The organism is Acinetobacter sp. ANC 7912, from assembly GCF_039862785.1.
Lineage (GTDB): Bacteria > Pseudomonadota > Gammaproteobacteria > Pseudomonadales > Moraxellaceae > Acinetobacter > Acinetobacter thermotolerans.
Genome location: NZ_CP156795.1, coordinates 2236831 through 2251011 on the forward strand (window position 1 = coordinate 2236831; position 14181 = coordinate 2251011).

Here is a 14181-nt window from a genome sequence, read left to right on the forward strand (position 1 = left end):
TATATTTGGTCTATGGATAATAGTCAAGAGATTAGAACAGGTCGTCACTGTGTTTTTAATATGCACGTTCATTTAGTCTTTGTGGCTAAATATCGTAGAGATGTTTTTACCAAAGCTATGCTCGAAACTATGAATGAAGTATTCAAGCGCATTTGCTTAGACTTTGAAGCTAAGTTGGTAGAATTTGATGGTGAGCATGATCATGTTCATTTACTTGTGAACTATCCACCAAAAGTAGCTATTTCTAGCTTGGTTAACAGCCTAAAAGGTGCATCTAGTCGTATTTTAAGAACTAAACACCCTGAAATTAAAAACAAATTATGGAGGAATGCTTTGTGGTCGCCTAGTTATTTCGCTGCATCGTGTGGAGGTGCTCCCATTGGGATTATTAAACAATATATCCAACAACAGCAAACACCGCATTAGCAATCCTAGCTAATCCCCACAAGGGGGACTAGCGGATTGCAGCCTTATATCCCCGCCCTGAAGGCATAGGTATCTACACAATTTCCATGTTTTGCGTTAAATTGAAGAGCATGCTCTTCAATTTTAACATCTCTCGCTTAGATCAGCGCCTTGTCAAACGTTACAACAACCTCGTTCAACTCAATATGAATCCTCTTGCTTCACTTGCTCCTGCAATCAAAGATATTGCCTCTGCTCAAAAAAATAGTTTCGCAACGACGCAAGCTGTATGGCGGTTTTTAAATAATGATAAAATCTCATTTAAACAATTAAATGAACCTATTCAAAAACTTGCTTGTGATCAGATTAAGACATCGCTGCATCGTTATGCTTTAGTTATTCATGATTGGTCACAAATCCAATATGTGACACATTGTAATAAAACCCAAAAACTCCAAAGGACACATCAGTACGACTCAGGCTATGAATTACAAACGAGCTTACTTGTTGATGCTGCTTCTGGACTACCTGTTGCTCCATTAGCTCAGACCCTTTCTAGTGCTTCAGGTTGCTATTCGACATTCAATGAGCAACAGACCGAACGTAAAACCCATTTAGACTCCCTTTCTGAACAAATTCAAAAAGTTGAACAGTTTCCTCTTGATAAAACCTGCGTACATATTATTGATCGTGAAGGAGATTCCATTGCTCATCTCAGGGAATTAAGCAGTCATGGTTTTCAATGGCTTATTCGAGCAAAGGAAGGAAATCGGATTGAGTATCAGGGTGAAATATGTAAAGTTGGAGAAGTTGCTGAACGTATCGAAATACAGCAAGTGAAACCCATTTCTTATAAGGGTAATCAACATATGCTTTATGTTGGAGAAACCAATGTTCGGCTTACCCGTGCTGCAAAATCAAATAAAAAAGATTGTTTAGGTCAAAGAGTTGCTCCTCAGAAAGGTGCTGCAATTGAGGCTAGACTGATTATTGCGGTGGTTAAAGATATTAATGAAAAGACAGTTGCAAGATGGTCATTGATCAGTAATGTACCAACTGAGATTACCGCAGTAGAACTGACGACTTGGTATTACTGGCGTTGGTCAATCGAATGTTATTTCAAACTTCTCAAGCAAGCAGGCCATGATATTGAGTCATGACTTCAGACTACGCCAGAAGCGATTTTAAGGCGTTTGCTAATCAGTTGTATGGCTTGTGTGTTGACGTGGAGAGTACAGCGTTGTACAGATGAACAAAATCAGAAAGTCCGTGCATTTTTGACTAGACTTTCAGGTAGACAACAGAAAAGAGGCAAGGTAGAGAGTGCGCCTGCCATATTGGCAGGACTCTCGATTTTACTAAATACTCTTCAACTGCTCTCAGAATATTCAATAGATGAACTGAATGAAATCGCAACTATTGCACTAGGTACCTAAAGATGTGTAGATACCTATGCCCTGAAGGGCGAGGTTTTACGGCTAAAGGGATAAAACTGAGCGGGCATCCAAACCAGTTAAATGCCCGCCCAAACATCATTTTTAAAAGTGCGTTAGCAATGCTTAGTCAGCGGCGTAGCCTAGATTGACCATGTTAATGCGTTTGCTTTCGCCTTCTTCAGCACCTTCGGTTGAGCACGCCCCACCTTTAAAGTCAAAAATACGCTCTTTATCCAATGCTTCAAAGTCAAACAGTTCTCGGTCTGCCAGTTGTGATGGCGACACGTTTTGCAGCGCCCCGAAAATACTGTGCAGACGTTTTGGATGAGCATTGTCCCATTCACGCAGCATGTCATTGATGATGGCACGTTGCAGGTTTTCCTGAGAGCCACACAAGTTACATGGAATGATTGGGAACTGACGCATTTGTGCGTACTTGATGATGTCCTTCTCTTCCACATAAGCCAGTGGACGAATCAGGATATTTTTCTTGTCTGAAGACAGCAGTTTTGGTGGCATCGCTTTCAGGCTACCGCCATGGAACAGGTTCAGGAAGAATGTTGCCAGGATGTCATCACGGTGGTGACCCAACGCCACTTTAGTCGCGCCAATTTCCTGGGCAAAACCATATAGCGAACCGCGGCGCAAACGTGAACATACTGCACAGTAAGTCTTGCCTTCTGGCGTCAGCTTCTTGGTGATGCTGTAAGTATCTTTTTCCAGGATGTAATACGGGATGTTATTTTCTTCTAAATAACGTGGCAATACATCTTCAGGGAAGCCCGGCTGCTTCTGGTCCAGGTTGACTGCCACCACATCAAAGTTGATCGGTGCAATGCGTTTGAACTGCAGCAAAATGTCCAGCAAGGTATAACTGTCTTTACCACCAGAAATACACACCATGACCTTGTCACCGTCTTCGATCATTTTAAAGTCACGAATGGCGTGTCCGACCTGACGGCGCAGCTTTTTCAACAAACGGTAATACGCAGAGCTTGTTGGCAATTCCGGTTTGAAATTAAATCCCTGTTCGGATTCAACTGGTGAGTACATAGACGAGAATAACCCATAAATAAAAATACCGCGCAATTTTAGCTGATTCGTGCCGATCCCGCATTAAAAGAATTTATTTTCATTTAGTGGATGTGTCAGTTTCATTTTCATGTTTTATTTATATTGATAAATTGAACGAAACAGTTCATTTTTTGACCCAGATGCTTATCTTTTGGACTTTTCCACAGTTTTCCACAAAAGCTGTGGATAACTTTGTGGATTTAAAACTACTTGACAGCTTTATCGTCCGCAAAATTAAGGCTTCCATTTAAATTGATCATTTTTTAACCAATTTATTTTACATTTAAAATCAATTCTTTATGTGTGTCAAGAACATCATATTAAAAAAAAAAATAATTTTTTTTTGGTTAGTTCTTCAACATTAGGGACTTGCATTTACAAACTTGTTTATAAATGCGCCGCTCGTCACTTTTCATTGCCGGAGATTTTGTTAAACTCTGTATTAAGTTTTGGGGACAAATGTTCAAGACATATACTTACAATGAAAAAATATTCATGGTTTAAGGGGACTTCTGTACTCGGTTGTCTGTGTTTTTTGATAGGAAATTCTGTCTTTACGCATGCAGGACAAATCTACATGTATAAAGATCACAATGGCACGACCTTATTAACCAACAAAAAAACCTCCGACAAGTCCTTAAAAAAAATTAAAGTGACCTACTATCCCGATAGTAATATTCATAGCTACAGCAACTGGGGCTCAAGCGAAGCTTCGGTCTTGCCAAGCTATAGCAAAAATAAAAATGCCTTTGACTCGATTATTAAACAGGCCGCACAGCAGCACGGTGTATCGGAAGGACTGATCAAGGCAGTGATGCATACTGAATCTGGCTTTAATGTGCATGCGCGTTCACCTGTAGGTGCGCAGGGTCTGATGCAGCTGATGCCTGCTACCGCTCGCCGTTTCAATGTCAGCAATGCCTATGATCCGCATCAGAACATTATGGCCGGTGCCAAATATTTGGCCTGGTTGCTCAAGCGTTTTAATGGCAATACTTCTTTAGCCCTGGCTGGCTATAATGCAGGTGAAGGTAATGTCGCCAAATATGGTGGTATACCGCCTTTCCGCGAAACCCAGGATTATGTGCGTCGTGTCACTAGCCGCTATCACAACCTGTATTCAAATGGAGTGGGCCTGAGTGCTTCGTCTGCATCCTCCTCTTCTACACCTGCATCACCAGAGCATAACAAGGTGATTGCCAGCTCAGCCAATTACCATGAACCGGCTGCGCCAACGCTGAAAGCCAATAATTATCAGCGTAAAATTATTGTCAATGGAGATGGTAGTTTTACCGATGCACCAGCAGGTTCTTATGCAACGGCGCATGCCACGGCATCTGCCCGAATTTATATTCATGACTAAATAACCACACAAAACTCCCCTGCTGTTTGTTCATGATGTCTGCAAACTGTCAGACAACCTCATGAAAGGCTGGGGAAATTCTGAGTAAATTGCTATTTTTTCCTTGAAATCTGAGTCATTTCGCCTCATATTGAGGGTAATGATTGTAATTTGATAATCAGATTATTTTTATATAATAAGAGGATTTCTCAATGATGCGGATTGGTTTGTTCTTGCTAACCAACCTCGCGGTACTGGTTGTAGCTGGCATTATCTTGTCACTCTTCGGTGTCGGTAGTTACCATGGCGCGGGTGGCTTGAATCTAGGCAACCTGCTGGTGATCTGTTTTGTGTTCGGTATGGTGGGCTCTCTGGTTTCGCTGTTCATGTCAAAATGGATGGCAAAGAAGACTACCGGTACGGAACTGATTGATCCCAACGCTCCACGTAACCAGGCAGAAGCATGGTTATTACAGGAAGTTGCACAGCTGTCTCAGCGTGCAGGCATTCGCATGCCGGAAGTGGGTATTTTCCCATCTTACCAGTCCAACGCATTCGCGACCGGCTGGAACAAAAATGATGCACTGGTTGCGGTTTCAACCGGTCTGCTGGAACGCATGAACAAAGATGAACTGCGTGCAGTACTGGCTCACGAAATTGGTCACGTTGCCAATGGTGACATGGTGACACTGGCCCTGATTCAGGGTGTGGTGAACGCCTTCGTGATGTTCTTTGCACGTGTGGTGGGTGACTTTATCGATCGTAACGTCTTCGGCCGTGAAGATGGCGAAGCACCGGGGATTGCTTACTTCGTAACAACCATCGTGCTGGATATTGTATTTGGTATCCTGGCGTCTGCGATCGTAATGTGGTTCTCTCGCTACCGTGAATACCGTGCCGATGAAGCAGGTGCACGTTTAGCAGGTAAACAGGCGATGATTTCTGCCCTGTTACGCTTACAAGCTGAATCTGAAATGCCAGATGCGATGCCTAAAGAAATGAAAGCATTTGCCATCTCTGCAGGTCAGGAACAAGGTTTCAGCCTAGCTGCTTTATTCCAGACTCACCCGACCATCGAACAACGTGTTGCAGCGCTGCAACAGCTGAATCTGCCTTAATCAGCTAACTGCTCTGATACATAAAAAAAGCCTCCGAAATGGAGGCTTTTTCTTTAGGCTCAATTAAATGGTAATTATGGATTCCACCACTGATAGATCGCCATGACGCCCCAACCGATGGCGAGGATAAACAGAATCAGGAAAATCGTGCCTAAAATGTCGGGAATATGAATCCAAATCCAGGCCACCACCGGATTACGCCAGAAAGGGGATTGCTGCTGTTTCTGTTCCAGTTTTTCATGCAGAAAAGGATGCACCACATGATGTTCACTGCGAATCTGGTATTCTTCCCGAATATGTTCATGCACAATGTCTAGTGCTTTCCGGCTAGGACGAATGAACACATCAAAAATCGTTCCAACCACTGGGATAAATCCTACCAAGGCGTCCATCACTGCCAGTTTCATGACCGGATTCAGCTTGGACTGCGGCACGCCAATCTGATGCGCCTTATAGATCGCATAACAGGTCATGGCAAAACCGGCTAAATCCCCCGCTACTGGTACAGTACTGAGCGCAGCATCCGCACCAACACCCTGCTTGGTAAAAGGAATCCGCACCACAGAGTCCATCATGTTGGCGAACTTGGCCAGATCACGTTCCAGGCGGATCACTTCCTGCTGAGTCATCTTCTTGGGATTTTTATTACCTGTTTCGATCATTAAGTTAACCGTTTTTCTTTTAATGATTTCCAGCCTACTGAAATTGCAGCCAAAATATAGAGTATTTTTATTTACTTAAAATAATAACTGGGAAGCCACAAACAGATAGACTACTACCCCACTAGCATCACAGATCGACGTCACCAGCGGCGCAGAGGCGCTGGCCGGATCGAGTTTCAGTTTGTTTAGCACAAATGGCAAACTCATTCCAATCAGGCAACCGAGCAGTACAATGCCCATCATACTGATCGCCAGTACCACAGCCACCATCAGATCACCACGGATATAGCCGAGAATCGACACAGCCAGTGCCATGGTAAGTCCCAGACACAATGCGACCAAGGTTTCCCGTCTAATCAGCCTAAACCAGTCCTTAAACTGCACATCTCCTGTTGCCAATGCACGAACCATCAAGGTCGCAGATTGTGAACCGGCATTCCCACCACTCCCGACAAGTAGTGGCAGAAAAAAGACCAAGACAATATGTTCAGAAATAATATCTTCATATCTGGCGATGCCAAAGCTAGAAAGCAGACTACCAAACACCAAGAGTACCAGCCAAAACACGCGCTTCTGATATAGGGACAGAATCGGTGCAGTTTTTAGGCTAAGCTGATCTAGTGGCTCAACCGCACCCGCTTTCAAGAAGTCCTCGGTGCTTTCTGCTTCGGCAATATCCATGGCATCGTCATAGGTCACAATCCCGACCAGACGCTGCTCGGCATCGACAATTGGCAAGGCAATGAAGTCATAGTAAGCCAGCCTGCGGGCAATCAGTTCCTGGTCTTCATCCACCGTGCCATAAATCACTTCTCGGGTCATCACTTCGGCAATTGTTGCGGTGGGTTGGGCCTGAACAATCTGGCGTAAAGAAATCACCCCAACCAGGTGCTGCTCGGCATCCACAATATAAATCAGATATAGAGTGTCATGATTACCGGCAATATCGCGTAGGGTTGCAATCGCCTCATGCATGGTTAGTTCAGGTGACAAGGTCACATAGTCTGAACTCATCAAAGCGCCGGCGGTTTCTTCCGGATAGGCATGCAGAACTTTTAGGGAATGATGTGCTTGAACTGAAAGTTTACTTAGCAATTGCTGCTGCTTTTCAATGGGCAACTGTTTGTACAGGTCAATAAAATCATCCGAATGCATGGCATTTAGAACATTCGCCAACTGCTCAATAGTAAGCTGATTCGCGATTTGCAGCTGCTGATCCAAAGGCAGGAATTCCAATACCTGTGCGGGATGCTTGACCTGTTCAAAACGGTACTGCCGGTCACCGGGTTTTAATTCAGACAGCAGGCGAGCCTGATCGGCCACATTTAGCTCAGACAGTTGCTGATCCACATTGGCTTGTTGCTGTTTTAACGATTCACGTACCTGTGTAAGATGCTGATCCGGCATGCCGCCCTCTTATTATTTTTTGCTTGATCTGAAATTTAGCATGCCCGACCTCAGTCAGGCATGCTCTATCTCATTGTCGTTGTAATATTTTTATATTAAGTAAAATGGTTTAGTTGAGTTGCATCTTTTTCTTCTGAAACAGTCTGCGTACCATCACATACATAAATGGAATAAAGATCAGGACCAGAATGGTTCCGAAAATCACCCCACCAAGCACGCTGACACCGATTTCCTGACGGCTGGCAGCGCCGGCACCAAAGGCAAATACCAGTGGCAGAATTCCAGCACCAAAGGCTAATGAAGTCATCAAAATTGGACGCAGACGCAGGCTAGCGCCTTCTAGTGCTGCAGCCACAATCGATTTACCCTGCTGTTCGGCCAGCGCCGCGAATTCCACAATCAAAATCGCATTCTTACAGGACAGGCCAATCGTGGTCAGTAAAGCAATCTGGAGATAGATGTCATTCGGGAAACCGGCCAAAAAGCTAAATATGATATTACCGCCAATGCCGAGTGGAATCGCCGACATTACTGCGGTTGGAATACTCCAGCTTTCGTAAAGTGCCGCCAGACACAGGAAGATAAAGCCAATCGACACCGCATACAGGATGATTGCCTGATTACTAGACTGTTTTTCTTCAAAAGACAGGCCACTCCAGGTCACATCAATGCCTTTCTGCTCCGCTACCAGCTGCTCGATATCACGCATGGCTTCACCACTGCTGGTATTTTTGCTGACATCGGCTTCCATTTGTAAGGCTGTATAGCCCATAAAGCGATTCACCACTTCTGGACCACCACTCCAATTCACGGTAGAGAAGTTACTAAACGGCACCATCTGGTTCTGGTCATTACGTACATGCCACAACGCCAGATCTTCCGGTTTAGAACGGAATTCGGCATCACCCTGCATCATCACCCGTTTGATGCGGCCACGGTCAATAAAGTCATTCACATAATTGCCGCCCCAAGCCGCAGACAAGGTGCTGTTAATGGCAGATTGGCTCAGACCATTGGCCATCGCCTGTTTCTGGTCGATATTGACCTTGAGTTCAGCTTTTTCCGGATTGGCTCGCTTGCCCAGATTTTCAAAGGTACTGTAGCGCTTGGCCTGTTCATCAATCAACTTATATTGATCTTCTAAATACTGGCGGCCATTACCCTCTACATCCCGAATCCAGAATTCCAGACCATCGGTTTGCCCCAGCCCACTGACCGAAGCTGGCATATTGATATTGACCTGTGCATCCTTAAAGCCACGGAAATGTTTCATGGCCCGTTCACGAATCGCCTGAGCTGTGTTTTCCTCGCCTTGACGCTCATCCCAGTGTTTTAGTGCCACGAAACCCGTCGCCAGGTTCTGGCCTGTACCAGAGAAGTTACGGCCATAACGCATCATGACTAGATTGATATTGTCTTTTTCCTGCTCAAGGAAATATTCACGAATCTTTTCACCAGCGGCAATAGTGTTTTTTAGCGGCGCCCCTTCCTGCAAACGAACCTGAATGCTGAGTGTGCCCTGATCCTCACTTGGCAGGAAGCTGGTGGGCAATGCTTTATAAAACAGGCCAAATACAATCAGCAGTCCACTAAATAACACCAGACAGACGGCTTTATGATCTAGAGTTTTGCTGGACAGGCTTAAATAACCTTGTTTCAGATTTTCCAGTTTCTGGTTAAACCATAGTGCCCAGCGTGCCGGTTTAGGATTGGGTTTGAGAATTAAAGCACACAGTGCCGGAGTTAAAATCAAGGCAACCATCAACGACAGTGACATTGCGGCCACCAGCGTGATGGAGAACTGGCGATAGATCACCCCGGTTGAACCGCCAAAGAAGGCCATCGGAATAAAGACAGCAGTCAGTACTAAAGTAATGCCGACCAGTGCCCCGCTAATTTCCTGCATGGATTCCAGCGCTGCTTCTTTGGCAGAAAGGTTCTTCTCATGCATCAGACGCTCGACATTTTCCACCACCACAATTGCATCATCGACCAGCAAACCAATTGCAAGGACGAGTGCAAATAGGGTTAAGGTGTTGATACTGAGTCCAATGGCATACAGAATTGCCATCGTACCAAGCAATACCACTGGAACAGTCACTGCAGGAATCAGTGTCGCTCGCCAGTTCTGCAGGAAGACAAACATCACTACAATGACCAAGATGATCGCTTCAGCCAGAGTCTTCACCACTTCCTTGATGGATTCCTGAACGAAAGGTGTGTTATCCCGCGGATAGGCAATCTTGTACCCTTCCGGCAACTGCTTGGAAAGACGCTCAATTTCAGTTTTAATCTTCTCTGAAGTGGCAATTGCATTGGCACCCGACGACAGCGAAATCGCCAAACCAGCGGATGGATAACTATTGGTAGTACTAAAGGACTGGTAGTTTTCGGCACCCAGTTCGATACGCGCAACATCTTTTAAATAGATAAAGCTACCGTCCCGGTCAGACTTGACAATAATATTTTCAAATTCTTCGATTGTTCTCAGACGTGTACCTGAAGTGACTTTGGCATTTAGGTACTGGTCTTCAACCGTTGGTAAATCACCGACTGCACCAGCAGCGACCTGAGTATTTTGCGCTTCAATCGCAGCCCGGATATCACTCGGCATCAGGTTATATTGCTTCAGCTTGTGCGGATTCAGCCAGATACGCATCGCATACTGCGAACCGAACACATCCACTTCACCCACGCCTTCGACCCGGGAAATATCCTGCTCGATATGGGTCGATAAATAGTCAGACAGAGCAATATTGTCACTACGGCGCGATTCGTCATACAGGCCAATCACCATATGGGTATCGCCAAGTGATTTGAAGACATTGACACCCTGACGCTGCACATCTTCTGGCAGCCGGTTCAGCACTCCATTAATCGCATTTTGTACCTGAACCTGTGCAGTGTCTGGATCAGTCCCATTTTCAAAACTGATATTGATCCGGCTACGCCCAGAAGAATCACTGCTGGAACTAAAATATAAAAGGTGATCAATCCCCTTGATCTGCTGCTCCAAGACCTGAGTCACACTCTCCTCAACCGTTTCCGCAGAAGCACCTGAATAAGTCGCTGATACTGTTACGCGAGGTGGAGCAATATCCGGATAGCGCTCAACAGGCAAATTCATCACCGCAAACAGGCCAATTGCCATCACCACGATAGCTAGTACGCCTGCAAAAATAGGTCGATGAATAAAAAACTTGGACAGCATGGGATTACATCACTTTTATATTAGGTGAATTGAAGGCTTGATCAGCTTATGGATATTCAATGACTGACTTTCAGAATGCAAGCCTTGAGCACAGAAAAACATGGATAAAATTAAATCATGAAGAAATTGTGAAGGTTTTTCACTTCATCTTAGTTTTTCAAATATTTATGACATTGTTTTTGTTTTAGAGCAATAAAAAAACCCTGCTTTCGCAGGGTTTTTCGAATCAGGCTGGAGGATTAACCACCGAACTGGTTCATTGTGTTTTTCGCATCGTCACCCGCTTTAAGCGCGTTGTCACCAGCGAAGATTTCTTTGTGGTCATCACCGATGTCAGAACCAGCCATTGCTTGGTGTTTCACGCAAGCGATACCGCCGCGGATTTCTTTACGTTGAACGCCAGCAACATAAGCCAACATACCTTCGTCACCGAAGTAACCTTTAGCAAGCTCGTGAGTAGACAGAGCAGCTGTGTGGTAAGTAGGCAGAGTGATCAGGTGGTGGAATACACCCGCTTCACGTGCAGCGTCAGCCTGGAATGTACGGATTTTTTCGTCAGCATCAGCAGCCAGTTCAGAATCGTCGTACTCAGCGCTCATCAGTTTAGCACGGTCGTAACCAGAAACGTCTTTACCTTCAGCAACCCAACGGTCGTACGCTTGTTGACGGAAGTTCAGTGTCCAGTTGAATGAAGGCGAGTTGTTGTAAACAAGTTTCGCATTTGGAATCACTTCACGTACACGGTTAACCATGTGAGCGATTTCTTTTACGTTTGGAGTCGGGGTTTCGATCCAAAGTAAGTCAGCACCGTTTTGAAGGCTAGTGATACAGTCAAGAACAACACGGTCAATCTGAGTGCCTTCACGGAACTGGTACAGACCCGATGGAAGACGAGTTGGACGGTGCAGTTTGCCATCACGTTTGATCAAGATTTCATCTTCTTGAGCTTCAGAGATGTCGATCTCTTGAGTGTCTAAGTAGCTGATGTATTTAGAAGCGATGTCGCCTGGCTCTTTAGATACAGGGATCTTCTGAGTCAAGTCAGCGCCTTCAGAGTCAGTACGCGCAACGATGATACCGTCTTCAACACCCATTTCTAGGAATGCATAGCGAAGAGCGTGGATTTTCGCGATGAAGTCTTCGTGTGGAACTGTTACTTTACCAGCTTGGTGACCACATTGTTTCGCGTCAGAAACCTGGTTTTCGATTTGCAGTGCACAAGCACCAGCTTCGATCATTTTCTTAGCAAGCAGGTAAGTTGCTTCTTCGTTACCGAAACCAGCGTCGATGTCGGCAATGATTGGCACAACGTGAGTTTCGAAGTTGTCGATTTGAGCAGTGATTTCTGCAACTTTAGCAGCGTCGCCAGCTTCTTTTGCTTTGTTTAAAGCACGGAACAGGTCGTTCAGTTCTTTTGCATCAGCTTGACGAAGGAAAGTGTAGATTTCTTCGATCAGTGCAGGAACAGAAGTTTTTTCGTGCATAGATTGGTCAGGAAGTGGACCGAACTCAGAACGAAGTGCTGCAACCATCCAGCCAGACAGGTAGATGTAGCGTTTAGAAGTCGTACCGAAGTATTTTTTGTTCGCAATCATTTTTTGCTGAGCGATGAAACCGTGCCAGCAGCCTAATGATTGAGTGTACTTGCTAGAGTCAGCATCGTATTCAGCCATATCACGACGCATAATCGCCGCTGTATATTTCGCAATGTCTAAACCGGTTTTGAAACGGTTCTGAAGTTGCATACGCGCAGCATCTTCAGGACTGATGTCTGCCCAAGTGTTGCCGAATTTCGCTTTTAATTCGCGGATTGCATCAATCGCTGTTTGGTATGTAGTCATGATATTTTCCTGTATTAATTTTAGGATTTTCTTCAACGATGTACTAAAATCAGACCCTCAAAACTTTGTTTAGATTTTAGTCAGCTCGTTGCGATGGTTAAAGATTAGTTTGACTGAAAAAATTAATCCAATATTCTGCAAGAATTATCATTATTTATTTAAAAAATATGTAGATCAAAGTCTAAATATAATTTAACCAATATTTTATAAATATCTGTTTTTTATATTTTATTTTTAAATTTTAAAAATTTATATTCGCGCATTTTTTCTACGATTCGTGCGAAAAATATTCATTAGACTTAAGTCTTGACCAGGTTGTTCTGCCGCTTTTTTCTCCATTTTTCCGTCTCTTTTTGCCATTGTTTTTTAAAAGTCATTTTTCACAAAGGATATTTTTCACACTACTTTTCCATTATTTTAAAATGATCAAGAAATGAAAGTGGAATGCTTAACCTAACCCCGAAAATCAGTCTAAAATGTGCAGCAGTTTTCAAAGCTCTATTGACCGAATTGACAGGTAATTTAAACCTTAAAGCCAGTTCAAAAACCCTTCCACCAACTGCAAATTTATCTACAAATGGTGTGTCTTTTTTTTCATCAACCACATACACAACCCGCAGTACTTGTGGCATAATCACTACAATTTCATGATTTTATTTTCGGTATTTTTTTTATGAATCTGGAGCGGGTCGACCTCAATCTATTAATTTATCTTGATGTACTTCTTCGCGAAAAAAATGTTACGCGTGCAGCTGAGCAATTGGGTGTCACCCAGCCAGCCATGAGTAACATCTTGCGTCGTTTACGCAACTTATTTAATGATCCGCTCCTGATCCGTTCTTCTGAAGGCATGACCCCGACAGAACGTGCATTGGAACTGCAACCGCGTATCCGTGATGCCCTGTCTGACCTCTCGATGATTCTGGAACCGCGTACCGAGTTCCGCCCTTATACCTCTAACCGCGTATTCCGGATCATGACCTCAGATTATGCCGAAGCCACTTTGGTGCCGCGTCTGGTCAAAGCGCTGCGTTCTGAAGCGCCGAATGTGGTGCTCGACTTTCTTACGCCAAGTGACGTGTCCTACCGTGATATGGAACAAGGTAAGGTTGATCTAGCCATTAACCGATTCAATGAAATTCCACAAAGTTTCCACCAGGTCTTGGTCTGGCGTGACAGTTTCTCTTGCTTGCTGAATAGCAAACACCCTGCTTCAAGCAACTTAAACCTGAAAAGTTATCTAGATGCACAGCATATCTGGGTATCAAAAACCGGTATGGGGGTTGGCTTCGGCGTGAATCCTGAAAAACAGGCAGGACTCGGCTGGATTGATCAGGCTTTAGAGCGTATTGGCCAAAAACGTAAAATCTCGGTATTTACTCGTCATTATCAAATGCCAGGGCTTTTAGCATCGAATGTAGATCTGATCGCGACCCTGCCAACACGAATTGCACGTCTGCAAGCCAAAAATCAAAACTTACTTATTAAAGATCCTCCGTTCTATATTCCAGAGTTCGAACTGAAGATGGCATGGTGTCCGTTATTGCACCATCATCCAGCCCATCGCTGGTTACGTCAGTTGATTCTCTATGTAGCGCGTCAGATGATTGATGAGGAAAACCGCGAATTTTTGGCGAATAATTCCCAATTTTCGCATTATTAATTTAAATTTCTCATAAATTCTT

General features: G+C 44.3%; 10 protein-coding genes and 1 pseudogene. 5 read left to right on the top strand and 6 right to left on the bottom strand.

Annotated features, from left to right (window positions below; all coding sequences use genetic code 11):
• Positions 1 to 12: 12 nt before the first annotated feature.
• Complete coding sequence (tnpA, locus tag ABEF84_RS11055; protein ID WP_347454804.1) at positions 13 to 426, top strand: IS200/IS605 family transposase; 414 nt, start codon at positions 13 to 15, stop codon at positions 424 to 426.
• A gap of 185 nt (positions 427 to 611) precedes the next feature.
• A pseudogene (locus tag ABEF84_RS11060) lies at positions 612 to 1841 on the top strand (transposase).
• A gap of 123 nt (positions 1842 to 1964) precedes the next feature.
• Here ABEF84_RS11060 and ttcA read toward each other — a convergent pair.
• Complete coding sequence (ttcA, locus tag ABEF84_RS11065; RefSeq protein WP_034585332.1) at positions 1965 to 2894, bottom strand: tRNA 2-thiocytidine(32) synthetase TtcA; 930 nt, start codon at positions 2892 to 2894, stop codon at positions 1965 to 1967.
• Between the two features lie 502 nt (positions 2895 to 3396).
• Here ttcA and ABEF84_RS11070 point away from each other — a divergent pair.
• Both ABEF84_RS11070 and htpX read left to right on the top strand, forming a co-directional pair.
• Positions 3397 to 4278 carry a lytic transglycosylase domain-containing protein gene (locus tag ABEF84_RS11070; protein WP_034585330.1) on the top strand — a complete coding sequence of 294 codons (882 nt, stop codon included), beginning with the start codon at positions 3397 to 3399 and terminating at the stop codon, positions 4276 to 4278.
• 191 nt (positions 4279 to 4469) lie between these two features.
• Positions 4470 to 5375 carry a protease HtpX gene (htpX, locus tag ABEF84_RS11075; protein WP_034585327.1) on the top strand — a complete coding sequence of 302 codons (906 nt, stop codon included), beginning with the start codon at positions 4470 to 4472 and terminating at the stop codon, positions 5373 to 5375.
• 74 nt (positions 5376 to 5449) lie between these two features.
• On the opposite strand, the gene ABEF84_RS11080 is transcribed toward htpX, so the two are convergent.
• The 5 genes from ABEF84_RS11080 to ABEF84_RS11100 form a co-directional block, all read right to left on the bottom strand.
• Complete coding sequence (locus tag ABEF84_RS11080; protein WP_347452979.1) at positions 5450 to 6037, bottom strand: DUF4112 domain-containing protein; 588 nt, start codon at positions 6035 to 6037, stop codon at positions 5450 to 5452.
• Between the two features lie 75 nt (positions 6038 to 6112).
• Positions 6113 to 7444: a magnesium transporter gene (gene mgtE / locus ABEF84_RS11085; RefSeq protein WP_347452980.1), complete on the bottom strand. Its 1332-nt coding sequence runs from the start codon at positions 7442 to 7444 to the stop codon at positions 6113 to 6115.
• Between the two features lie 109 nt (positions 7445 to 7553).
• A complete protein-coding gene (locus ABEF84_RS11090; protein ID WP_034585319.1) occupies positions 7554 to 10655 on the bottom strand; it encodes a multidrug efflux RND transporter permease subunit in 3102 nt (1033 codons plus the stop codon).
• A gap of 239 nt (positions 10656 to 10894) precedes the next feature.
• Positions 10895 to 12496 (bottom strand): isocitrate lyase, encoded by a 1602-nt coding sequence (locus ABEF84_RS11095; protein WP_034585317.1) that lies wholly within the window; start codon positions 12494 to 12496, stop codon positions 10895 to 10897.
• A gap of 401 nt (positions 12497 to 12897) precedes the next feature.
• Positions 12898 to 13128: a hypothetical protein gene (locus ABEF84_RS11100; RefSeq protein WP_034585315.1), complete on the bottom strand. Its 231-nt coding sequence runs from the start codon at positions 13126 to 13128 to the stop codon at positions 12898 to 12900.
• A gap of 41 nt (positions 13129 to 13169) precedes the next feature.
• Between ABEF84_RS11100 and ABEF84_RS11105 the strand changes: the two genes are divergently transcribed.
• Positions 13170 to 14159, top strand: coding sequence for a LysR family transcriptional regulator (locus ABEF84_RS11105; protein ID WP_034585312.1), 990 nt, complete (start codon positions 13170 to 13172; stop codon positions 14157 to 14159).
• Positions 14160 to 14181 lie beyond the last annotated feature (22 nt).